Origin of the sequence: Ktedonospora formicarum (assembly GCF_016587355.1) — a bacterium.
GTDB lineage: Bacteria > Chloroflexota > Ktedonobacteria > Ktedonobacterales > Ktedonobacteraceae > Ktedonobacter > Ktedonobacter formicarum.
The window spans coordinates 1272496-1295752 of sequence record NZ_BNJF01000002.1 but is presented as its reverse complement, the minus strand read 5'-3'; the positions used below and the strand labels follow the sequence as shown (position 1 = coordinate 1295752).

Annotated in this window: 17 protein-coding genes; 9 read left to right on the top strand and 8 right to left on the bottom strand. The window is 50.6% G+C overall.

Going from position 1 to position 23257, the window contains the following annotated elements; translation table 11 throughout:
- Positions 1 to 11 precede the first annotated feature (11 nt).
- Positions 12 to 665 (bottom strand): P-loop NTPase family protein, encoded by a 654-nt coding sequence (locus tag K3T82_RS24450; protein ID WP_220196171.1) that lies wholly within the window; start codon positions 663 to 665, stop codon positions 12 to 14.
- A gap of 461 nt (positions 666 to 1126) precedes the next feature.
- Here K3T82_RS24450 and K3T82_RS24445 point away from each other — a divergent pair, with 461 nt between their 5' ends.
- Complete coding sequence (locus tag K3T82_RS24445) at positions 1127 to 1798, top strand: HPP family protein (RefSeq protein ID WP_220196170.1); 672 nt, start codon at positions 1127 to 1129, stop codon at positions 1796 to 1798.
- 75 nt (positions 1799 to 1873) lie between these two features.
- On the opposite strand, the gene K3T82_RS24440 is transcribed toward K3T82_RS24445, so the two are convergent.
- A complete protein-coding gene (locus K3T82_RS24440) occupies positions 1874 to 2677 on the bottom strand; it encodes an SDR family NAD(P)-dependent oxidoreductase (RefSeq protein WP_220196169.1) in 804 nt (267 codons plus the stop codon).
- Between the two features lie 155 nt (positions 2678 to 2832).
- On the bottom strand, positions 2833 to 6399 hold the full coding sequence (locus K3T82_RS24435) for a winged helix-turn-helix domain-containing protein (RefSeq protein ID WP_220196168.1): 3567 nt from the start codon (positions 6397 to 6399) through the stop codon (positions 2833 to 2835).
- A gap of 224 nt (positions 6400 to 6623) precedes the next feature.
- On the opposite strand from K3T82_RS24435, the gene K3T82_RS24430 reads away from it, so the two are divergent.
- Positions 6624 to 8009 (top strand): bifunctional metallophosphatase/5'-nucleotidase, encoded by a 1386-nt coding sequence (locus K3T82_RS24430; protein WP_220196167.1) that lies wholly within the window; start codon positions 6624 to 6626, stop codon positions 8007 to 8009.
- Between the two features lie 44 nt (positions 8010 to 8053).
- On the opposite strand, the gene K3T82_RS24425 is transcribed toward K3T82_RS24430, so the two are convergent.
- Positions 8054 to 8881, bottom strand: a complete 828-nt coding sequence (locus tag K3T82_RS24425) for an alpha/beta fold hydrolase (RefSeq protein WP_236031484.1) — start codon at positions 8879 to 8881, stop codon at positions 8054 to 8056.
- 393 nt (positions 8882 to 9274) lie between these two features.
- On the opposite strand from K3T82_RS24425, the gene K3T82_RS24420 reads away from it, so the two are divergent.
- The 4 genes from K3T82_RS24420 (at position 9275) to K3T82_RS24405 (ending at position 13978) form a co-directional block, all read left to right on the top strand.
- Entirely contained in the window at positions 9275 to 10783 is a 1509-nt protein-coding gene (locus tag K3T82_RS24420; RefSeq protein ID WP_220196166.1) for a phage terminase large subunit family protein, read from the top strand.
- 170 nt (positions 10784 to 10953) lie between these two features.
- Entirely contained in the window at positions 10954 to 11589 is a 636-nt protein-coding gene (locus K3T82_RS24415; protein WP_220196165.1) for a DUF1684 domain-containing protein, read from the top strand.
- Positions 11590 to 11825: 236 nt separating this feature from the next.
- Positions 11826 to 13205 carry a cytochrome P450 gene (locus K3T82_RS24410; RefSeq protein WP_220196164.1) on the top strand — a complete coding sequence of 460 codons (1380 nt, stop codon included), beginning with the start codon at positions 11826 to 11828 and terminating at the stop codon, positions 13203 to 13205.
- 200 nt (positions 13206 to 13405) lie between these two features.
- The gene (locus K3T82_RS24405; RefSeq protein WP_220196163.1) at positions 13406 to 13978 is read left to right on the top strand and encodes a hypothetical protein; all 573 of its coding nucleotides are present in this window, start codon (positions 13406 to 13408) and stop codon (positions 13976 to 13978) included.
- A gap of 64 nt (positions 13979 to 14042) precedes the next feature.
- Here K3T82_RS24405 and K3T82_RS24400 read toward each other — a convergent pair whose 3' ends face one another.
- From K3T82_RS24400 to K3T82_RS24390, 3 genes are all read right to left on the bottom strand, one after another.
- The gene (locus K3T82_RS24400; protein WP_220196162.1) at positions 14043 to 14990 is read right to left on the bottom strand and encodes a DMT family transporter; all 948 of its coding nucleotides are present in this window, start codon (positions 14988 to 14990) and stop codon (positions 14043 to 14045) included.
- Between the two features lie 218 nt (positions 14991 to 15208).
- Positions 15209 to 16930 (bottom strand): M3 family oligoendopeptidase, encoded by a 1722-nt coding sequence (locus tag K3T82_RS24395; protein ID WP_220196161.1) that lies wholly within the window; start codon positions 16928 to 16930, stop codon positions 15209 to 15211.
- A 292-nt stretch (positions 16931 to 17222) separates the two neighbouring features.
- Complete coding sequence (locus tag K3T82_RS24390) at positions 17223 to 18851, bottom strand: choice-of-anchor D domain-containing protein (RefSeq protein ID WP_220196160.1); 1629 nt, start codon at positions 18849 to 18851, stop codon at positions 17223 to 17225.
- Between the two features lie 381 nt (positions 18852 to 19232).
- On the opposite strand from K3T82_RS24390, the gene K3T82_RS24385 reads away from it, so the two are divergent.
- The 3 genes from K3T82_RS24385 (at position 19233) to K3T82_RS24375 (ending at position 22336) form a co-directional block, all read left to right on the top strand.
- Positions 19233 to 20126, top strand: coding sequence for a metal ABC transporter permease (locus K3T82_RS24385; RefSeq protein WP_236031481.1), 894 nt, complete (start codon positions 19233 to 19235; stop codon positions 20124 to 20126).
- A 22-nt stretch (positions 20127 to 20148) separates the two neighbouring features.
- Positions 20149 to 21015 carry a metal ABC transporter permease gene (locus K3T82_RS24380; protein ID WP_220196158.1) on the top strand — a complete coding sequence of 289 codons (867 nt, stop codon included), beginning with the start codon at positions 20149 to 20151 and terminating at the stop codon, positions 21013 to 21015.
- A gap of 100 nt (positions 21016 to 21115) precedes the next feature.
- A complete protein-coding gene (locus K3T82_RS24375) occupies positions 21116 to 22336 on the top strand; it encodes an FUSC family protein (protein WP_220196157.1) in 1221 nt (406 codons plus the stop codon).
- A 9-nt stretch (positions 22337 to 22345) separates the two neighbouring features.
- Here K3T82_RS24375 and K3T82_RS24370 read toward each other — a convergent pair whose 3' ends face one another.
- The gene (locus tag K3T82_RS24370) at positions 22346 to 23167 is read right to left on the bottom strand and encodes an MBL fold metallo-hydrolase (protein WP_220196156.1); all 822 of its coding nucleotides are present in this window, start codon (positions 23165 to 23167) and stop codon (positions 22346 to 22348) included.
- Positions 23168 to 23257: the final 90 nt, after the last annotated feature.

Genomic DNA, 23257 nt, shown 5'->3' with positions numbered 1-23257 from the left:
AGTCAGGATACCTATACTGAGCTATTGTGCTGGCTCAAGGCATCAATACGCGCAAGGAAGCGCTTACGATCCGCGTTGGTACGAATGAGCACAACTTTGTGCTTGTAGGGCATTAGATACTGATGAACGAAGGCCGCTGTGGGCGCGAAGACGACGGGAAAGTACTTTTTCAGACGAACCAGTATGTATTCAGCATCGAGAAGATCGGCAGGCTCTCTTTGTCCCTCAAGATAGAGCCGTTGGTACTCCAGAATTGTTGGGTCAGTAATCTCCCTACTCAAGCAATGGTTGCGTGTATCCTTGAGTAGCTTGAAGAGCAACTTCAATCCATTGAAGCCAGGATAGGGGTTAATACCACGCAAACTCTTGTTAATATGACGAAAAATGATACGCCAGGCGGCAGTTGTCCAGGGGACCTCATACAGCACAATATAATTGGCATGGTAGAGTAGCGGCTCCGTCCAAATGAGGAAGATACCTTCTGTGACCCATGAAGGCTGAGAGGCAATTGAAAAAGCATCTTCAATATATGCCGCGTCATTGGCACCATTCTTCGAGCCAAAGGTATCTAGTTCATAATGAGGGATGGACAGGCGAGCAGCGATATCGCTCGCTAACGTAGTCTTGCCACTACCAGAGCCACCAAGGATATGGATCTTTACCATAACAAACTTTCCAGTTCAAAACAAACACATTTGAAAAGTGGCAAAGGTATGGAGAAGATGCTGCAAGGCATAATCTACTAGAATAGAGGGTTTGGAGATGAATACACTGCAAACAAGGAAAGACTAGCTTGCTACAGATCCATACCAGGCATCACTATGATCGCACTTTCTCCATACCAGACACACCATCATGTGCAAGATAATCACAAGAGGAGTAATGATGTGTTGTTACGCTTCTCAGCGGAAGCAGGGTGGAGTTAGCGGTGAGCTGGCATAAATGTAGGGAACCTCCATGAGGGTACTTGAAGAAACTACGATATGTAGGCATTATATCGACGTATAGATCAGGATGTCAAGAAGATTCTCGCAAGTTACCATTCACAGTGCAGAGCGTGTTAGAGAGAGCAGCTGCACTAGACTATGCCGCATTGTAGTTATTCATGAGACAGGATGGAGACACTATGAAGCGGGAGGGAGAAGAACAGCATAAGCAGCCCACTGGCTGGCGTCCTCCAGAAGAACAGGGGCAACATAATATGGTGGATATTGTAAGAGGGCTCATAACACGCTTGCGTATCCCCTGGCTCATGGCCCATCATTCAAAGGCAATAGTGCTCACGCTCTTTAGCTTCTTCAACGGGTGCATCAGTATCGGTTTGATGGCGATGCTAGCAGCCATTACTGGCTCACCATTTATCTTCCCCTCACTTGGCCCCACCGCTTTTCTCTGCTACTATGCCCCCACCTCACCAACCGCCTCGCCACATAATATCATCATCGGGCAGCTCATCGGAACGCTGATGGGCTATCTAAGTCTTATCGTCACAGGGCTAACGACAGCGGATCCCGCGATCAGCGGCGGTGTTACATGGTCACGCGTCCTAGCAGCCGCGCTCTCGCTGGGGCTGACGTCTGGTCTAATGATTCTTTTTAGAGCGCCACATCCACCCGCTGGAGCCACAACACTGATTATCTCACTGGGCATACTCACAAAACCCTGGCAACTCGTTCTGCTGATGGTCGCGGTGGTACTTCTAACACTTCAGGCAATTGTCATCAACCGGCTCGCTGGTATCCCCTATCCACTCTGGAAGGAATACCCAAAGAAGGAGGAGCCAGGGAATACTCCCTAACCCCTCCCCTCCTTACACTTCTGTTCCTCCGTGCTGCCTAACTAGTTCTTAGGCTTGCCTGGCGCGGGCGGCAGTTTAGTGCTTACCAACACTCTCCAGTCTCTCACGCAACTTGCTCTCGGTGGCTTTAAGCAGAAATGAGCGGGACATAAGGCGAGCCATCTGAATAGAGAAGTGGTTCATACGCCCTGGAATAACATAGCGCTTCCCTTGCTCTAACGCCTTCAAGCCAGATACTACCACCTCCCGAGGGGTTACCTTGACACCAACATCTGGTACGGGATTCTCAGTCTTGGCATGGAAAGCGGTCTCGACCTGACCAGGACAGAGCGCTAACACTTGAATACCGCGCTGACGATACTCCGCCCAGAGCGACTCGCTGAAGGAAAGCACAAAGGCTTTGCTCGCAGCATAGACAGCCATATAAGGAGTAGGAATAAAGGCTGCCATTGAGGCCACATTGAGGATCGCCCCCTCGCCACGCGCAGCCATCTGAGGTAGAAACGCATGGGTCAAATCAACGACAGCGGTGACATTAAGCATAACCTGTTGATGATCGCGTGCAGGATCAAGTGCGTCAAAGTTATCATAGGTCCCGAAGCCAGCATTGTTGACGAGAAGACCAACATGCAATCCAAACGTTTGAACCGTATCCTGCACCTTAGCGATTGCCTCTGGCTGGCTGAGGTCGGCGACAATCACTTCGCTACGAATGTTATACGTCTCTGCCAGCTCAGTCGCGAGTGTACGTAAAGGTGCCTCCGAACGCGCAACCAGGATAAGATGCATTCCACGCACTGCCAGTTCGCGAGCGAAGGTTTCGCCAATACCAGAGGAAGCGCCAGTGATCAACGCTGTTTTGCCTGCATAATGAAACATCTTTATGCTCCTTCAATTCGATGGTGAATAAGCCCACTTACAGTTTCGGTGTAGTTCGTTTGTTGACTCTCAACTCATTGGTGGCAGTATAGCCGGGCAAAACGACAGAACTATCCTCCTAATGGGTGGTTCTGTCCAACGAATTGTGGAGGAGCTTAGTCGAGTTTCAGGAGCCGTGCAGCCTCGCTGGCCTGGACACGATTGACGACACCTAATTTTTGATAGAGGTGTTTCACATGATCCTTGACTGTGTTGACAGAGACAATCAGCTCGCGCGCGATATCCGCATTACTCCAGCCAGATGTGAGCAGGCGTAGTACACGCTTTTCCTGCACAGACAGAGGCTCATAGAGCAAGCGACCTGAAGATGAAAGGGCCTGCTCAGCGCTCTGACTGGCTGCACGCAGAAGCATTTGCGTGTAAGAGAGCAACGACTCGTCATGTTGCAAAGCGGGGAGAAGCGAACGAAGCAAGCGAACCAACGGCTTGCCTTCATTAAGAAAGAGGCGGACATAACTCTCACGCGAGGCTCTTGAAAGAGCCTCACATATCCAGCGCCGAGCCTGCTGATGCTGTTTGCAAGCAGAGTGAGCCAGGGCGAGCAGGAGTTGTATCTCAAGTACCAGGGAACTATAACCATATTCCTCTGCGAGAGGAAGCAAAGATGAGAGTGTGCGCAGGGCAGGACGAGCCTTTCCCTGGGCGAGAAAAACACGCCCCTGCATTACTTGCCTTGTCAGGCGTTCGATCACTGTTGGGGAGCCCTCTCCCAGGCTGACCTCTACCGCTTGTGCGTTACCTGTGGCAAGCAGTAAGCGACTATACCAGACATAAAGGCGAGCATACAGCCAGGAATTGTCGGAAGTCCAAACCTGATGTTGATGTGGGAGAAGGTCCAGGATATCTTGTAGAGCCTCCTCAATCTCACCCTGAGCATATCGTAAGAGGGCTAGTTGTAAGCAGGCTTGAACGTGTAGGTCCTGGCGAACGCCAGTCTGGCGAGCGAGTTCAAGGGCTTCCCGAACCTGCTGCTCCGCCGATACTAGATCGTTACGCTCAATGGCAATCCATGCCAACTCTGACAATGCATCCACAACCATTTCATGGTCACTCTGCTTGCGAGCTTCAGCAAGCATTTCGCGCTGATAGGTACTTGCCTGGCGCAGTTCGCCTTGAAGCAGGCTACACTTGCCCAATGCCGAATGAATGGAGTTCGACAGGAAGTAGTTCTTCAGAAAGAGGCTACGCTCTTTGGCGGCTAAGAGTGTCCGATGAGCCTCTTTAACCCTACCAAGAAAGAGCATTTCACTTCCTGTAAAGTACTGACATGTGCCAATCCAGACTTGAATATGCTTATCGGGGTCCTCAGGAGGAAGCAGGGCAAGGGCCTGCCGAGCCGAACGAGCAATGTGAGCAAGGGGCTGTAAATCCAGGCCAATCAGCGCGCGATTTCCCCAGACCACACCAACCCATGAAAGCATATTACGCTGTCGCCAACTCTCCTCGGCCATCTGCAAAAGAGTCTCTATACGTGCGGCTATCATTGCTGGTAGGGGTAGAGACGCCTGCGAGAAGCGGAGCGCGGATGCGATAGAGACGCAGAGCATAGGATGCTCACGCAATACGACTTCTGGCAACGGCTCGACCCAACGCAGGATGGTTTGCATATCCTCGACATCTCCCTGCATCTCAATATGAGCAAACAGGAGCGCGACACGCTCCATGTCTCGTGAAAGCAAAGCCGCCTCTATAGCCTCTGCGTGCATACCTTGCTGCTCGTACCACTGGCTGGCAAACCGGGCTAACCGCTGAACAGCCTCCTCACCGAGATTGTGAGTGGCCTTACGACGCAACGACTCGGCAAAGAGTGGATGATAACTATACCATCCAGCATCGGACGCCTCTAGAAAAAGCCCTGAACGCTCAATCATTTGCAAAGAAGAGGTGCTCATTTCATCCCCAGCTAGAGCATTGCAGAGGGAAACATTCAGACGGCTCAATACACTTGTCTGTAGGAGAAAGCGTTGCAAAAATTCAGGCTGTGTAGCGAAAATCTCAGTATCAAAATAATCAAGTAGCAATTTATAAGGAGAAGCAGGATTTGAAACAGATAACGTGAGAGCCTGCTCAATATCCAGCTTGACACGCGAATGTGTGAGCCCCAGAGAGAGAAGGCGCAATCCGGCGGGCCAGCCTTTCAGAGATGTATCAAGGCGCTTGAGCAGAGTCTCAGGAAGTGGTGTGGAAAGAGCCTCGCTAAAAAACGTCAGCGTTTCCTCCATCGAGAAACGCAAATCAGCAGCAATCATCTCGCGCAAATTGCCTCTGGCACGCCATTGCATAAGAGGAAGAAGGGGTTCTGAGCGCGAAAGCAATATAACACGCATATCCGGTGGAAGATGATCTAAAAAATAAGTCAACATTTCCACCAGCCGAGGCTCTCTGATGACCTGAAAGTTATCCAACACAAGCAGCATATCATGTGATTTATGCACAAGCTCATTGAGTAGAAGGGTAGGAATCTCGTTCGACGGATTTTGTATGAGGCATTGCGCCAGTTCTTTCTCTAAGAGAGACATCGCGAGGGTACTCCAGAAACGAAAGGGGTCGTTATCATCTATCTCCAAGGTGAACCAGGAGGCAGTGGGAAGCATATCGCGCACGGTAAGCCACTGACTCACAACTGTCGTCTTACCATAGCCTGCGGGGGCTTGTATTAGTGTAAGCGGATAAGAGCACGCCCCATCAAGCCAATCCATCAGACGTAAACGCTCTATGACCAGCGATGGTAAATGCGGCGGAGACAGTTTAGAGGCAAGCACTGGTATTGCAGGGCGGATTGTAGAAGATGAAGTTTGAACACCTCGCAAGTAGAGCACAGTAGATGCTGACGACTCATGGCCCATGACGCGTGCAAGTTGTTCCAGAGGGAGGGTTTGGGCCATGCAATATCCAAAGCGGTGGCGAAGATCCTGTGGGCTAATATCAACGAGGCGCGTAAGTTTAGCATATTTCGATACAAGATGCCCAAGCGCACGCTCAGTAAGGGCTTTCCCAGTCTTTGTTGACATGAAGAGATAAGTACATTCAGACGGAAGCGAAGCAACATACTCGCTTAGGGCAGAACATTCTTCAAGCGTCACTTCGCGCACATGTTGGCGCTGATCTATGATATTAAGCGTCACACCTCCTTGATTAAAGTGAACCTGTTGGGGTGTCAAAGCACATAACTCATGAGCTCTCAGGCCAGCATAAAGAAGTAGGCTTATTATGGCCCGGTCACGCAATGAACCAGAGGTGCCTACAGCAGCCAGCAAGGCACGCTCCTCCTCATTGTTCAAGTATCTCGGCATTGGAGCGTCCCGAGGGATAAGCGTGAAAGCACTGCCAAAATCGCATTGTGTGAGACACGATGCTGATGCCCAGGAAAAGAAACGCCTCAAGCTTATGAGTGAGCGGTTAACACTGGCATGCTTGAGCTTGAGCGTAATGAGCAGGTAGTCGCGATATCGCATTAGCAACGCGAGGGTAATATTTTCAGGCGCAAAGGTGATGTGAGAAGCATCTTTTTGCTCACACCAGGCAATAAACTGACGGAGATCGCTCAAATAGTTGCGCACTGTCACTGATGAGAGTTTGGGAGTCTGGTGAAGGGCACTGGCGTATTGTATAAACATTTGTTGTCCCTCGTCCGTGATGGATGGCTGTGCCTCGCGACTCATTACAATTCCCTTTTCTGTCACACTATTAATCATGTCTGCTAAGCAGTTTAGCAGATAGTGATCACAATATCCAGATTTAGAGAAGACACTACGCTACTATCCAAATTGACCATAACAATGGAAAGCATGTTGCATCCCTTACTTTATGCTTTACAAAAATATTAAATCCACTTAAAGCTCATATGTTAAGATACAGGCAAAACACACAAGAAAAGGATCGTTCTATGGCTGCTACACCTCAGCGTATACGCATTTTACACAGCAATGATATTCATGGACGAATAGCAGGGCTTGCACGTATCGCCACACTAGTCAAGCGTGAGCGAGAGGAGCATCCCGAACTTCCGATACTCTATCTGGATGGGGGCGATATCGAAGAATCATCAGTGCGCTTGAGTAACCTGACACGCGGAGTCGGGATGCACCGCCTGCTAGCGGTAGCAGGCTGCGATGCAGCAACCATTGGAAATGGCGGCATGATGCGGTATGGATATCAGATCCTTAAAGAATATGGTGAGGCTGTCCACTTTCCTGAATTATTAGCGAATATGCGCACCCCTGAAGGTGCGGTACCCGAGGGCGCGCTCCCAGCTACAATTCTCCAGGCAGGAAGTTTGCGGCTGGGTATCATTGGCCTGACAGACAACCTTAATAATATCTATACTGAATTCTTCAGCATGCCAGAGCTACCAGCAGGACCACTGGTACGCGAACTCACAACCGAACTCCATCAGCAAGGAGCTGAGGTAGTCATCGTACTCTCGCACCTGGGGCTGCCTAATGACCGCAATTTGGCGCTGGAGTTACAAGGTATTGTCCCACTTATCATTGGGGCACACACGCATGACTTACTACCAGAGGGAGAACAAATCGGCGAGGTCCTGATCGCACAAGCTGGCTACTTTGCACAACACCTGGGTCAGATTGACTTGTTCTGGGATGGTTCAAACCTGCACGTTGAGCAGATTCAGGTACGAACGGTTGAAGAAGAGGTTCCACCCGCTCCCGAAATTCAGATTGAGGTAGAACGTGTTGAAGCAGAAATGGAGCATCACCTCAATATGATTGTGGGCATTATGGATAAACCGTTTGACTATTCAGAGGAGCATGAGTGTGCTGCGGCAAACTTGATGGCGGATATGTTACGCGAAAGGATGAGCGCGGATATCGGAATGGTCACGGCGGGCATCTCCTTTATCGCTGGCATTCCAGCAGGCCCACTTACACGCAAAATGCTATGGGAAATTTGCCCCTGGCCTTCAAATCCTGCCATTGTCGAAATGACAGGTGAACAACTGCTCGCTACTGTGCGGCGCGGCTACAACCCTCAGAAGGCCGCTGAGCGTCCACGTCCATTGCGTGGGCACGCGCTTGGTTTCTTTCATCTAAGCGGCGCCAGCTACCACGATGGAGAACTTCTTATCGCAGGCGCCCCGGTAGAGGCCGAACGCATCTACCGTATCGCAAGCACAGACAACGAACTTAATGCTAGCAGTAACTACATCGATTCTACGTGGGGACTCAAGCCACACTACGATGTGCCAGTTATCCTGCGAGAGGCAATGGAAGAGTATATCGGCAAGCATGGACATGTGTCCCCACGCCAATAGGAGGGCAAGCCGGATATCTCATGAGAAATGAGTTTATTCATTTCTCATGACTTTAAAAAGGCCAATAGATCAGCGTTAAAATGGTCCTTATGCGTACTGGTAAGCCCATGAGGAGCACCTGGATAGACCTTTAAGGTAGCATTCTTGACCAGCTTTGAGGAAAGCTGGGCCGAGTCACCAATAGGTACAATCTGGTCTGCGTCACCATGTATAATCAAAGTTGGGATATCAATTTTCTTAAGATCCTCCGTGAAGTCCGTCTCTGAAAAGGCTTTGACGCAATCATAAGCACCTTTAAATCCAACCTGCATCGACCACAACCAGAATGCATCGCGCAATCCCTGTGAGACTTTAGCGCCTGGACGATTGGCGCCGTAAAAAGGAGAACTTAAATCCTTATAGTATTGTGAGCGATCCGCAACGAGACCCGCTCGGATCTGGTCAAACGCCTCAATAGGGAGGCCACCAGGATTCGTAGGTGTCTTGAGCATCAATGGCGGCACTGCTCCTACCAACACAGCCTTGGCGACACGCGAAGTTCCGTGACGTCCAATATAGCGAGCGACCTCACCTCCGCCAGTAGAATGTCCAACCAGAACCACATCTTTTAGATCAAGTTCATCCATAACCGCCGCCAGATCATCAGCATATGTATCCATATCATTGCCGTTCCAGGTCTGGCTAGATCGCCCATGTCCGCGTCGATCATGGGCGACTCCGCGATAGCTATTGGAGGCCACAAGGAACATCTGATCATCCCATACGTCGGCATTTAGCGGCCAACCATGGCTAAAGACAACAGGCTGCCCTGTACCCCAATCTTTATAGAAGATCCTTGTACCATCTTGAGTTGTAATAATGTTTGTACTCACAGCCAAAGGCCCTCCTCCTTACAGTTCGATAATTATCCGCCAACATCAAAACACGTTCAGGAGGGAGACTATGTTACGACTTTAACCATAAAATTAAGAGCTAATCAAGTCGTGGCTGTATGTTACGCCCACCAGCTAGATAGCATTATTTGTTTTTCTAGATGTTTGGATCACATGATTTATGCATCAGATATCTCTTATTATCAAATGTAATAATTCAACAATCATATGAATGGATCATTCTAATAGTTACATTTTAAGAATACGTGCGTTAATATAATTGCGGGCACATATAATCAATACATACCATATTACCGCTTTTTGGGAAGGCAAAAAGAATAGGCTGATACTGGTCATTTTCGCACATGTGAAGAAGAGGAGGAGGAAATGTCGATGCGGAGATCAAAACGGTCAAACCAGTCACCAATCATTCTGCCCGCCTGCCCCGAACGTCCTGGATTGGGCTGGTTCGCTCGCGAAATCCTGGGCCGACCGCTCTACCCCTACCAGGAACTTGTAGGCGACGCTATTCTCGACAGCGTCCTCACCGGACGAGGCGACACCTTTACCGTTATGTTCGCGCGTCAAATGGGAAAAAACCAGCTTAGCGCCGCCCTGGAAGCCTACCTACTCTTCTGTATGCCAGAAGGTTGCATCATTAAGGCTGCCCCAACTTATAAGCCACAGACCATTAATAGCCGCCAGCGCCTCCTGAGCCTCCTCGAAGCTGAGCTAACTCGCGAGCGCGTCTGGAAACACTTTGGCTACATTATTGGACTTGCTCCGGAGCGCGAGCAAGTCGCGTATCAATCAGGTCCACGAGTCATGTTTTTCTCAGCAGGTCCGGGCGCCAATATTGTCGGCGCGACCGCGTCGTTGCTTCTCGAAATCGATGAAGCACAAAATGTAGATCCTGACAAGTATGATACTGATCTCAGACCAATGGCTAGCACGACCAATGCTACCACTGTCCTCTATGGCACCGCCTGGTCCGAGGACACTCTACTCGCTCGCGCTCGCGCACATAACCTGGAACTTCAATACCAGGACAATCGCCAACGCCACTTCGAATTTGACTGGCGCACCCTGGCTGCCATCAATGCCAACTATAAACACTACGTCGAAAGTGAAATCGCCCGTCTGGGTGAAGACCATGTAAGCGTGCGTACTCAGTATCGCCTGCTCTCCATTCTCGGTTCAGGTTACCTCTTCAACGAACTACAAACAGATCTCCTTCAAGGCGATCACTCCTGGGAAAACACACCTAATCATGAGGAGGGTTTCTATGTTGCTGGGCTAGACGTGGCGGGTGAGCAGCGTCCACAGATGGGGCTTCCCGCCCACAAGCACGACAGCACCGTCCTTACTATCGCTCACATTACCCTTAACGAACTCGATCTTCCTGAGCTACGCATTGTACATCACTATGCCTGGACTGGCATGAAGTATACCGATCAATATGCCTCGGTGAAACACATCATCGCCGACTGGGGCCTGCGACGACTTGTCGTTGACAAAACTGGCCTTGGTGAAGGGCTGGCTTCCATGCTTACCGAGCGCTTTGGACCAGAGCTTGTCCGCCCTTTCCATTTCACTCGCGCCAGCAAGTCACAGCTCACCTTTCACCTCCTAAACCTCGTCAACGCCGGACGCATCAGCATTTATCGTCAGGAGGGAGCCCCCCACGCCAGCTATAGCCAATGCTGGCATCAGCTACATCATGCTCGCTATAATGTTCCAGCGGAGGGGCTAATGAACATGTATGTCTCCGAGGCCGATGGTCATGACGACTACCTCATGAGCCTCGCGCTCTGCTGCGAGGCCAGTCATGAAGGGCGTCCACCAGCCACAAGAAGCGCGATTATTCATCCTATTCGCCTGTACGAGGATGGCAGATTTTAGAGGGACTAACATTGGTGTTTAGCCGAGAAGCAGGTGCGAGCATAGGACCTATCAAAGATGATGGGTGCATGGCTCGCGCGTTAGTTCTCTTTGCAAGCAACCAAACATAGATCTCGTTGTATACTCAAGTTATTCAATGCTTTACACACATACAGAAAGTCGAGTTTGGAATGTCTACCTATTTAGAACTTTATGACTATCGGCAACAAGTCTTCGCGCTTTATCGCGAACGCGACCACGCCATACTAGCAGGTAAGGATAGCGAAGCAATCTGGAAGCGCTTTTGCATGAGGCGAGATACCCTCTTCGCGCAACACTCCCAATCCGCCCTCACCGAGGAGCAGCGTCGCACGTTCACAGCATTACCTTATTTTCCCTATAATCCAGCACTACGCTTTGCCGTCGAGATTGAGACCAATGTAGAGCCTCAACGGCAGTCAACCGCAATGAATAGCACAGAAAGTATGGAGATGGCCACAGTAGGTCGTGTACATTTCACGGTTGAAGGGGAAGAAGCATCTCTTGATCTCTACTGGCTTGACGTCTATGGTGGCGGTCTCTTTCTACCTTTCCGCGATACAACCTGTCCTCAGGAAGCTTACGGCGGAGGTCGCTATCTCTTTGATACAGTAAAGGGTAGCACCCCAATTCCAGCAGGAGAAGACGGAAAGAATACCATCATCCTTGACTTCAACTACGCCTATAACCCCTCTTGCGCCTATAATGATGCCTGGGTTTGCCCCCTCGCACCAATGGAAAATCGCCTCACAGTTCCTATTCGTGCAGGCGAACTCAAGTATCGCTGAGCAATACCGGGCAGGCAGGGAGAAGTTACACAAAAGTTCATGCTTTCTGTAACTTCTTCCCTATTAATGGCGAAATGGAGAAAAGAATCCACCTTACAACCCCTCCTGCGATGGAGGTCATAGCCTTCTTTGTGTGATTAAATGGAAGAGACAAAAAGTTAAAACAATCCTAGTGAGTAACTTGATTGCCGAGAGCCCTCTCGAATATCACATCAGGTTATGAGGCAAAGAACGCTATGGTAACAGAAATCAATACAGAAGGGCCTGAAACAGCGACAGCCAAGCCTATACCTTTTATCAAAGAGCCACCACTTGTTGGTAGTCTTTTCGCCTACCAGAAGGACCGTTTGCAGATACTCATGCGCATCTGGCAGGAGTTGGGAGAGGTTGGTGGTTTCCATATGGGGCCTTATGCTCTTCCAACGTTTAGCGCCCCTCATCATGTGCACAGCATTCTGGTTGAGCACGCATATGATTTCGACAAAGGCGAGTCAACACATAATGTCTTTCGCCCAGTTATAGGCAATGGCATCTTCATTAGCGAAGGAGACTTCCATCGTCGCCAGCGTAAATTGATGGCCCCTTCCTTCCAGCCACGACACATTGCGAGCTACGCGGATACGATGGCCTTCTATGGCGAGGAGATCCAGAGCGGATGGCGCGATGGCGAGGTCATTCTTATCGACAATGAGATGATCGCGACCACTATGAGTATCATTGGAAAGGTCCTCTTTGACGCCGATGTATTCTCAGAAACAAGCGACCTGGGGTCAGCCATGGAGACAACACTAAGCTTCATAGGGGATCGTCTGGCACGTATAATCCCAGTTCCTTACTCCTGGCCTACACCAAAGAATAATCGCACGCGCCAGGCCATTGCGCTGCTCAGGAACCGCATTCAGCAGATGATCTCTGAAAGACAAAGTAGCACAGCAGAGCGCAATGACTTCCTCTCTATTCTGCTCAATGCGCGCGATGATGATGGTGAACCAATGAATGATGAGCAGATCATTGACGAATGTCTGACCCTCTTTGGGGCCGGGCATGAAACCACAGCGACAGCCCTTACCTGGGCCTGGTTTTTACTGGCCCAACATCCAGAAACGTACCGCACATTACAGCAGGAGGTTGATACCATCCTCCAGGGTCGTCTACCTACCTACGCCGATTTGCCAAATCTCCCCTATTGTCTCCAGGTTTTCAAAGAAACGCTACGTATGTATCCTCCTGCGTACGCGATAGCCCGCGCGGCCCTCAAAGATCTGGACATAAATGGGTACCAGCTACATAAGGGCGACGTAGCCATTATCGCGCCATACATAATGCATTACCGCTCGGACTTCTTCCCGCAGCCAGAAGCCTTCCAACCTGAGCGCTTCACGCCCGAACGCGAGAAGCAACTGCCTCGCTATGCATACCTTCCCTTTGGGGCTGGCCCCCGCATCTGTATTGGCAATCATTTCTCCATGATGGAAGGACAATTGCTACTAGCAACCATCGCACAGCGTGTCACCTTTGAACTGGTCCCCAACCAGAAGATCACACCAGACCCAGGAAAATCGCTGACCCTACGCCCTGATCATCCCATCAAAATGATCGTTAGACGACGCTCATAGCCTCTATAGAAATGTAACAGGCGCCAGAGTCACGGCTGAACAAAACTGGCTATGACCCTGGCGCTTTTGCGCACTTGAGAAGCCTCTTCCTATCGAATACCTAATGGCATATATTTCGATGCCTTCATGCAGTAAGTCATTATTATGGAAGGAGAGTAGTTTATTATACCTTAGCGGCTTTAAAAAGGAGTGTTGTATTGATGGCATCGTATTCGTATCCATTATTTTTACACATTGTTGGCGTAGTGGGGTTGTTCATCGCCATTAGCCTGCAAACAGCCAGCTTGATAGGCATTGTTCACGCACGCACTGTTGAACAGGTAAGAGTGTGGTGCAGCTCGCATAAGGTCTTGATACGGATTTTTATCATCTCCTTTCTCCTCACGCTCCTCCCAGGTATGCACCTGACATTTAACACCTGGGGTTGGTCAACGGCATGGATCAACGCCTCGGTGGTGGCTCTGCTTGTATTAAGTGGGTTGGGACCGTTAATCAATACCCGCCGTCTCAGGGCTATTCATAAAGCCTCACTGGTAGCCTCCGATGGACCTATCCCCGATGCGCTGGCACGTCAAAGTCGTGATCCACTGCTCTGGTCCTCAATACTGGGCATGAACGGCCTCGCCATTGGCATTATCTACCTGATGGTACTCAAGCCGGACCTGTTGGGCTCAATTATAGCTTTATGCATAAGCACACTACTCGGCGTAGGCATAGCATGGTTTGTTTGGCGCCTACGTCCCGCTACTACTCCCCTTCCCTCTGTCAATTAAGACTCACAATGAATGGAGCTTCCTCATGCGAGGAAGCTCCATTCATTGTGAGTTGCAATACTTTTCAAACAATTTGTTCGCGCTTGCGCCGAGGCCAGAGACGTAGCTCGCCTATCACCATACCCAGGAAAATACAGGCACATCCAATCCAACCAAGCGGTGTGAGCGATTCGCCAACAGCATAGCCGAAAACGCCCGCCCAGACTGGCTCCAAAGCATAGATTAACGTCGCCTGCGTACTACTAACCGACTGCTGTACCCTGTTCATAAGCGCCAAACAGAAAGCTGTAGCCATGACCCCCATAAAGAGTGCCGAGAGCCAGACCGGAAGCGTTGGCATAACGAGCGGCTCACCAGCAATAGGAATCGCGAGGGCACTGAGCAAAGCAGTCAGCGCCACTTGCACAGTAGCCAGATTCATCGGGTCAGCCTTGGGCGCAAATTTGCTGACAGATACGATATGCAAGGCATTGGCTACAGCACAGCCAAGCATTAGCAACTCCCCAATGCCAAAGGTAAGCGCCAGTTCTTTGTTTGTGGATAACAGCGTTAGCCCCACAAAGGAAAGAACCACGCCTAAAACTGCCAGGCGAGTTGGAACCTGACGCAAGATAAAAAGGGATAGCAGCGTCACAAACGGAACGTACAGTCCGGTAATGAAAGCGGCTTCGCTGGATGTCGTGTAGCGCAATCCCGCCGTCTGTAGAACATAGCCAGCAAATAGAAAGAGCCCAATCAGGCTACCAGCAAAGAATTCATAGCGTGTCAGCTTGCGCAAACGCCTGTGAAAAATCACGATAAGCGCCAGAGCACCAATGCTAAAACGCAGAGCCAGGAACGTCATGACTCCTGTAAGCTTGATCGTCTCCTGAACTATCAGGAACGTGCTTCCCCAGATCAGCGTCGCCAGGATCATCAACGCGAAATACAGATACTTACGCTGACGCGTCAGGGGCAACAGTACCAGAGTTGTACTGGTACTTTCCATAGTTGTTGGCGAAGGTGTGCTCATGTAGTCGGTAGTATTTCCTATTCTCTGGTATCTTCTCCTTATAAGGAACCCTGAGCGCTTTGCGCTAGCCGCGACTAGCAGCGCTGGTTTCCGCATAAGATCTTTATGCACCCAAAATACCATAAGAGAAGGCAAGTACCAAATCAAATCTGATACTTACCCTCTCTCAACATCACACAGGACGCAAAAGCTATACTAAAAGCAACAGCAAATAAAACTTACTGCGGGCTTGCCGTTGCTTCTAGCTCTTCGAGGTTCTGCAATAGAAGATCTAGCGCCGATTGCACGGCCTCCGCATCAAACGCGAACTGTGCTCCGGCAGCCGCGAACAGTTCTGGGATGGTTCTCGTAGCACCAAGCGAGAGCGCATGGCGATATTGTTGTATAGCAGCCTGTGGATCTTTCAGATAGTTAGCCCAAACCTGGATCGCGCCAAGGGCCGCAAAACCATATTCCACATAGTAGAAGGGATAGCAATGGAAGTGCAGAATATTCTGCCAACCTGTTTTGAGAACTGCGTCGAGGCCACTCCAATCAACTTCGGGCAAAAAGCGCTGAGTCAACTCCTGCCACTTCTGATCGCACTGTGCGGGATCTTGCGCTAGCTCAGGGTTCTCATAAGCCCAATGCTGGAAGGCATCACCGCGCGCCACGCTAGGAAGGAGCCACAAAATCATATGCTCAAGGTGAGCTCTGCGAAGAAGTGCCGTCTCCTCGAGCGTAGCGATACCGGCATCTGGTAGATGCATGGAGCCAATAAACTCCATACTTGTTGAAGCAACCTCAGCAAACTCTGCCGGAAGTGAATGTTCTCTGTGCTGTTCCAGGTATGGAAGCTGACGCATCTCAAAGACATGGAAGGCATGACCTGCTTCGTGGCAGATCAGATCAATAGCATCTGTCAGAGAAGTCACACGCCCAAAGATGAAGGGTAATCGCTTAACTTCATAGGGCAGGTTGTAGCCTCCAGGAGCCTTAGATGGACGATCATCCAGGTCAAAGAGCTGTTCCTGAATCATCGTCTCAAAGTACGAGCCAAGCTCTGGATCGATATGCTGGAACAACTTTTGAAACTGTCGCAACATCTCATCAATGTCCGTCACTAGACGAGGAGCGACCTCTTCGTATGGATTGACATTGGTATCCCAGGGCCGAATCGTTTCGACACCCAATTTCTGCCTGCGCTTCTCCCATAGCTTACTAGCTGCTGGTACAATAACTTGCTCAATCGCAGCCAGGAAAGCCTTGCAATCTTCAGGTGTGTAGTCGAAGCGATGGACCTGAAGCCAGCGATAATCGCGGTAATTTTCATATCCAGCATTGCGCGCAATCTCCTGGCGAAGCTGGAAATTCTTGGTCCAGAGAGTATTCAGCGTCTCTCGATCAGCAATCTGGCGCTCGCTCACAGTACGCCAGGCTTGCTCTCGCCTGTCCCGATCATGTTCAAGCAGGACAGGGTGTAATGAAGCAGCGCTTTTCTCCTCCCCTTCCCATTGCACTGTCTGCTCACCTTTGACACGAAGATACTCCGTCGCCAAACTTTGCTCCTCGTTTAGGAGAGGAAGGTTTGCCTCATTAAAAATAGAGGCCTCCGCACGCAAATTGCGCATAGGGCCCACGAAATTCTCAACTTCCAGGCCACTCTCCAGTAGCTTCTGCTTGAGTTGCTGCTCATACGGCTGTGCCGGGGCGTTCACCTCATTTAGAAAGCGCTGCTGGCGCTCAGCCCGCTCTTGATCCGCCGTGTTCCGTGTGCACTCAATCTCATTCCGCGTCCTGGTCTCATCAACAAGCGCACCTAATTGAGACCATTGAGCAAGCCAGGGTGCTAGGGTTTCTGTTGAGAGGTCAGTTGAGGTAAGCTCCTGATACCAGGGCTCTATATCGGCCCAGCGAAGACTTTCAAACTCTTCGCTTGTCTGTGGAAGTTGGGTATACATCTAAACTACCTTTCTTCTATCTCCGCGCAATCGAGTTTCTTTTTCGAGAGGGCTGGGTGCGGCGATACCATTTGTCATCCTCTATTGATCCTCGCTTAGTATAGCATAAACGGGACAGCGAGACTGAACGAATGGGGAGGCAGCCTCTCACAAAGATGGCTCTCCTCTCGGAATAATCATCTAGCGCCACTTCAAGCAGGCAAGATAAGGGTGGGAGGTCCATGCGCACACGATCGCAGAGAACGCTCCCACCCCTTAGTGAGGAAGAGTAACAGCTAGTCTACTGGAGAGATTAGCTTATTGGGCCATTGTAGCTAGCGCTGACATTGATATCATCAATATAGAGATGATTGGTGGAGGTATTGAGCACCATCAAGCGCGAGTAGTGCTGCGTAGTCGAGAGATCATTGTCGACCGCCCCCACAGAGGTCCCATTCAGCCACAACTCAGCGTGACCGCTTGTAACCTGATTCAGAGCTATCTCAACGCTATACCAGGTGTTAGCCTGGATGCCGTTTGCAGGCGACGAAAGCGTATAGATCTGACCATTATTGCCCCAGATGAAGGCATCAAGCCCTTTTGTCCCCGAGTTGTAGACAATCTCCCAGGCATTGTTACCGTTGTTATTGCGTCCAAGCGCGATGTCAGTGCCAATCGAGGTATCACTGATGCGGAAGTAGAGACGCGTGAAACTCTGTGTGACCGGGCCTGAGGGCATAGTAGTGTAGATGTAGCTGTACTGGTTGGCACTATTGATAAAGGCAGCAGCATTCGTGCCACCATGTGTCACACTCGTCTGTACACTGGCTTGCCCCGTACTATCGGCGTTCGTGAATGTCCACTTCGTGAAGTTGCCGGTTTCAAAATTGTCCTGGAAGTAGCTCACCTGCGTCACGCCGATACCACTGAGCGGTATCGAGTAGGGAGTACCACTGGCACTGGTCGCGATATTGAGCGATGCGCTCCTACTCCCAGTCGCGGGAGGATGGAAACTTACCGTGATCGTACACGATCCACCACTGGCAAGCGAGCTGCCACAGGTATTTGTTTGTGCGAAATCGCTCGCATTCGTACCGCTTATACTGATATTACTAATCCCAAGTGCGGAGGCTCCAGTATTTGATAAAGTAACAGTACGCGAAGCGGTGCTATTCACACCTAACTCGTCAAAATCCACGCTACTGGGAGCAAAGTTGACATCGGGTCCAGCATTGGTAGGACCATTGTAGGTGTCAGAGACCACAACATCATCAATATAGGTTGTGGTAGCAACCTTGTCGAAGAACATCAACCGCGAGTATGGGTTAGCATTTGACATGTTAGCATCGACTGAGCCAATGGAGGTACCATTAACCCAGACCTCACCATGTCCATTCGTTACAGAATTGACATAGACCTCGACACAATACCATGTGTTGACTTTCAAAAGATTTGACGGGCTAATGAAACTATGCACTTGCCCCTGATTATCCCAGAAATAGACATCCAGGCCATGCACATCACGGTCAAAGTCGACACCCCAGACGCTACTATCGTTATTGTTACGACCAATCGCCAGTTCAGTGCCACTGGAGAGTCCATCAAAAGTTGAGTAACGCACATAGAAACGGGTATAGGCTTTCGTTTGTGGGCCAGAAAGGGCCGTATACACATAACTTATCTGACCGGGATTAAAGGTGTTGGTCAGGGCAAGGGCGTGTGTACCTGTGTGTGCCACCTGCGTCTGAACTGTGGCCTGACCATTCATGTCGCTGTTATTAAACGTCCATTTACTGGTATCGCCACTCTCAAAACCATCACTGAAATAGACTTCAGCCGCACGCACCGTATGTGGGAACAACGCAAATACAGCCATCAGGAGTGCTGAAAGCACAAGGAGCCGTATTCCACGCTTTGTCGTCCCTGGCAAAACATGTCGCATTTTCTACCTTCTCCTATTTATCCAATCTTGGGAGCGACCTCACCAGACGGAGCCTTATGCCTCCTCTGGCAACACTCTTACACGTTTGCGGCCTGATCGCTCTCATCATTTGTCAAGCGTAACAGGTACCGGTTGCGAGCATGTGTCAATAAGAGTGACAAGAATGTGCTCATTCGAGCAGCAAAGTAGATAATAGCTTGTGGTTTTATCGCGAGGACGAGTAGCACGCCCCGTCTGGGCGATTGAGACGTTGTACCATTATTTGACAGGGTTTTCGCGCTTATGCTATGCTGTGACAAACGATACAAAGTATCAATTTATGGAATCACGCAAGGATCACAGTTTAGCACTGGTTGGCAAGGAAAGGGCCTCATCGCAAGCATGTTTGACATTCTTATGTACCCCTTTATACAGAACGCGTTCTTCGCCGGGACGTGCGTCGCGATCATAGCCGCTGTCGTTGGCTATTTCCTGGTGCTACGTGGCCTGACCTTTTCAGGCCATGCCCTCTCACACATTGGATTCGCTGGCGCTGCGGGGGCTGTCCTGCTTGGTGTGGACCCTGTGTTCGGCTTGCTCGCCTTTACGGTTGGTTCCGGTATCGGTATCGGCTTAATTAGCAAAGAAGTCCGCGAAAGCGACGTCGCTATTGGCGTAATCATGACCTTCGCATTATCGCTGGGCATTCTCTTCCTCTCAATCTACAAAGGCTATGCTGAGCGAGCATATAGCATCCTCTTTGGAACTATTCTAGGAATCAGCCACTTCGATGTGATGGTAAATGTGATCTTCTGTGTTCTCTGCCTGGGAGTGATTGCCTTCTTATTCCGTCCCTTGCTCTTTAGCTCATGTGACCCCGAAGTGGCCCATACCCGAGGAGTACCCGTACGCCTGCTAGGTATCCTCTTCCTGATAATTGTCGCGATTACGATCTCTATCTCGGTGCAGGTTGTGGGAATTCTACTGATCTTTACACTTCTGGTTGGACCAGCCGCGACTGCTATGCGCATCGTTCACTCCCCTGGCAAGACTCTCATCCTCTCCATCGCACTAAGCATCGCCTATACCTGGTTGGCAATCTTTCTGGCGGCTAACACCTTGTTACCAGTTAGCTTCTTTATAACGGCACTGGCCTTCGTCATCTACCTCCCGGTACGCCTGCTCTCTCCTCTCTGGCTAGGAAAGAAGGGGCGCGAGTTATCGGAAAATCTGGCACAAGAGCGGAGCGCCCAAAGTGTGCCCGAAGATATGAAAATTAGCGTGCCCTCGCGCTAGAAGACGAGGGAGAGACTAGATAATGTCAACATTACTCGAACTATTTCAACTCTATCAGAATCAGGAATTCGTGCGTAATGCCTTTCTGGCTGGCACCATGGTTGCCATCGTGACCGCTATCGTGGGCTACTTTGTGGTCTTGCGCTCACAAGCCTTCGCCGGACATGCTCTCTCACATGTTGGTTTCGCAGGGGCGACGGGCGCGGCGCTTCTTGGCCTGAGTTCATTAACAGGAATGTTCGCGCTAACGCTACTCGCCGCGTTGGGTATGGGTGCTCTGGATAAACGCCTACAGGGGCGAGATATCGAGACTGGAATAGTGCTCTCGTTCGCTCTTGGGCTAGGTGTCCTCTTTCTCAATATCTATACCCAATATGCGACACAAACAGTTGGCGTACTCTTCGGTTCGCTATGGAGCGTTTCGCATAATGACATGCTTGTCACGCTCATCGTTGGCCTGATCGTCATTGGCGTGCTAGCTCTCATCTTCCGTCCCCTGCTATTTAGTTCTATTGATCCAGAAGTAGCACAGGCGCGCGGCATCCCTGTGCGCCTACTCTCCGTCATCTTCCTGCTTTTGATTGCCGTCACTGTCACTGAGGCGGTGCAGGTCGTGGGAGTACTGCTAGTCTTCGCGCTTCTGATCGTACCGGCAGCTATCGCGCGCCAGCTAACCAATCGTCCCCTGGTCGCGCTCTGGCTCACGCTGCTTCTGGGGCTAGCCTTCACCTGGATTGGCTTGCTGCTTGGATTACTTGGACACTGGCCCGTTGGCTTTTATATCTCAGCGCTCGCAGCTCTCAGCTACTTTACGGTCACTGGCTTTAAGCGTCTCCGCCCCCCAACACGCTATCAGAATATGCCTCATCCTAATCGCGAATGTGACTGAGCACTTGGAATAAGGGAACACTCTTACTGCCATGAGGTGGGGTTTGCGGATGTGGCTATGCTAGATATACATAGACTAATAAAGCAGCAAAGAACAGGGCATGAGAACGTTACCATGGACTATCCAACATAATCTGAAATGGCGCAAAGCTGGCCTGCTTGGCCTCGCGGCATTGCAAAAAACATTGGCAGCCGCAGTCTCATGGCAAGTTGCCTTTCTCCTGGCGGGAACTGAGGCGGCTGCGCTCGCTGCTGTCTCAGCGGTTATCGTGCTTCAGGTCACTGGCTGGCAAACCATTCAAAAAAGTATCGAACGGGTACTCGGTGTAATTATCGGTATTAGCATTTCTATTGGCATCGTCCATTACCTGGGACTACAGGTCTGGACGATCTTTTGTGTAGTCTTCGCTGCCAGCATCATAGGGATTTGCATTCAGAAGCAGGGAGCCTACATGGCGACGCAAATCCCCATCAGCGCGCTGCTGGGCCTGGTCGTGGGAGTGGGGGAAGAGAGTTACCCGCTCTTGCGCTTACTTGGCGCGCTGATAGGTGGTGTCATCGGTATAGCATTCAGTATTCTGCTATCGCCGCCAACCTATGCGCACAAAGCCCAGAAGACGCTAGCGAACCTGTTACAAGAGGTAGCCCAGACGCTACCAACCCTGGCAGATACCGTTGCAGGCTCAGTCGCATCGTCGCGCCAGTTAGCAATCTATGAGCATATGCACGCGGTCGAGCGCAAAGTACGTGCCAGTGAGCGTGATCTTGCGTTGGGCCGAGAAAATTTACGCTTTAACCCCTGGGGAAGATCTCTACAAGGTATTGTGGAGGGCCAACCTCACATGCTAGAGATGTTGGAAAAACTGACGCGTCAGATGGAGCGAATCGCCTGGACCGTAAGTGAGACCGGCAATTCATGGGAGGAAATGTGTACGTTCTATGCCTGGGCCAAACGCTATGCAGAGCTACTTCGCATTATGGGTGAGATGCTAGATTTTGTAGGCAAACGAGTGCAGCAGGTGTCACTCACGACCTCTGGTATGAACTACAAACTAGAGATCCACGACGAGAATAGAGTGCTCGCGCAACTGGAACAGGCCCAGAAACGGCTCACAGAAGAAGAGGCCGCGCTTCTAAAAGACCGCGAAGAGACCTCCGTCAAGCAACAAGCCAAACCGGAATCCACGCATCCATCGTATCGCGTGGTTGTACGTAGCTCTCTGTTGCTTGACCTGGGGCGTATGCTCGATGACCTGGAAGAAATGATTACTACTGTACGGCGCTGGCAAGCTGGAGGCGTTTCTGGGCAATTCCTTTCCTAAGAACAGGAACTATGCCGGGAAATGGCCCTCTAAAGCCCGCACATAACGGTCTGCCGAGCGTATGACAGCGTTTCGCGCATCGCGCGGAACAATCGTCTGGAACCAGGCTGCGTACAGGCGCTCAAAGGGATAGCGGACAGCCGTCTCAGCAATAGAGCGTACTGTTGCTGCTGGCAGTGGTATAGAGTTTGGATAACTATACATAAACGTCACCCAATTGCGGTCCGCGACTACACTAATCGTATCCCCAGTCAATAACACACCTTTACCCTCTGCTCCCTTGCTCCAGTGCAGCACACTACTTCCTGGATAATGCCCACCCAAGCGCTGTACCGTCACATCATCGGTCAACTGGAGTGTCTCACCAGACCAGAAGCGCAAGTGCTCATCGGGACGCGATACCCACTGCTTATCATCTTCATGCAGATAGACCGGTACATCAAAAGCGCGCGCCCACTCGACCATGGCTGAGTAATAGTGTGGATGCGAGATCGCAATGGCTCGCAGCCCTCCAAGGCGTTCGATTTCTCTGCGGGTCTCTTCGTCAAACAAAGTGATACAATCCCAGAGAATGTTTCCCTGCTCTGTCTGTACCAGTAACGCTCGCTGCCCAATCGCGAACGACGGCTCAGTCCCAATACCAATCAGTCCAGGTTCATGCTCTTTAAAGACATTGTGATAGCCCTCCGTCTGCATCGCAGTCAACGTTGTCCACTTCTGTCCCTGGTGTCCAATGTATTGACGCTGATCCAAACAAATCGGGCATTCCTTGGGAGCCTGCTCGCTCTCAGGATACTGTGTTCCACAAGTGGCGCAAATCCAATGTTCCATATTCCAACCTCCATAGGTGCGAATCGTATCTTTGTGGACCTTATTATATAGCAAGCATTCAGGAAGATAAAATGCCCATAAGGCCAGTAC

Bases quoted from the DNA above. Each gene is read 5' to 3' on its own strand.
- K3T82_RS24370 (WP_220196156.1), bottom strand. From the start codon at position 23,167: ATGGAACATTGGATTTGCGCCACTTGTGGAACACAGTATCCTGAGAGC.
- K3T82_RS24420 (WP_220196166.1), top strand. From the start codon at position 9,275: ATGCGGAGATCAAAACGGTCAAACCAGTCACCAATCATTCTGCCCGCC.
- K3T82_RS24430 (WP_220196167.1), top strand. From the start codon at position 6,624: ATGGCTGCTACACCTCAGCGTATACGCATTTTACACAGCAATGATATT.
- K3T82_RS24415 (WP_220196165.1), top strand. From the start codon at position 10,954: ATGTCTACCTATTTAGAACTTTATGACTATCGGCAACAAGTCTTCGCG.
- K3T82_RS24400 (WP_220196162.1), bottom strand. From the start codon at position 14,990: ATGAGCACACCTTCGCCAACAACTATGGAAAGTACCAGTACAACTCTG.
- K3T82_RS24435 (WP_220196168.1), bottom strand. From the start codon at position 6,399: ATGAGTCGCGAGGCACAGCCATCCATCACGGACGAGGGACAACAAATG.
- K3T82_RS24450 (WP_220196171.1), bottom strand. From the start codon at position 665: ATGGTAAAGATCCATATCCTTGGTGGCTCTGGTAGTGGCAAGACTACG.
- K3T82_RS24405 (WP_220196163.1), top strand. From the start codon at position 13,406: ATGGCATCGTATTCGTATCCATTATTTTTACACATTGTTGGCGTAGTG.
- K3T82_RS24440 (WP_220196169.1), bottom strand. From the start codon at position 2,677: ATGTTTCATTATGCAGGCAAAACAGCGTTGATCACTGGCGCTTCCTCT.
- K3T82_RS24410 (WP_220196164.1), top strand. From the start codon at position 11,826: ATGGTAACAGAAATCAATACAGAAGGGCCTGAAACAGCGACAGCCAAG.
- K3T82_RS24445 (WP_220196170.1), top strand. From the start codon at position 1,127: ATGAAGCGGGAGGGAGAAGAACAGCATAAGCAGCCCACTGGCTGGCGT.
- K3T82_RS24385 (WP_236031481.1), top strand. From the start codon at position 19,233: ATGTTTGACATTCTTATGTACCCCTTTATACAGAACGCGTTCTTCGCC.
- K3T82_RS24390 (WP_220196160.1), bottom strand. From the start codon at position 18,851: ATGCGACATGTTTTGCCAGGGACGACAAAGCGTGGAATACGGCTCCTT.
- K3T82_RS24395 (WP_220196161.1), bottom strand. From the start codon at position 16,930: ATGTATACCCAACTTCCACAGACAAGCGAAGAGTTTGAAAGTCTTCGC.
- K3T82_RS24380 (WP_220196158.1), top strand. From the start codon at position 20,149: ATGTCAACATTACTCGAACTATTTCAACTCTATCAGAATCAGGAATTC.
- K3T82_RS24375 (WP_220196157.1), top strand. From the start codon at position 21,116: ATGAGAACGTTACCATGGACTATCCAACATAATCTGAAATGGCGCAAA.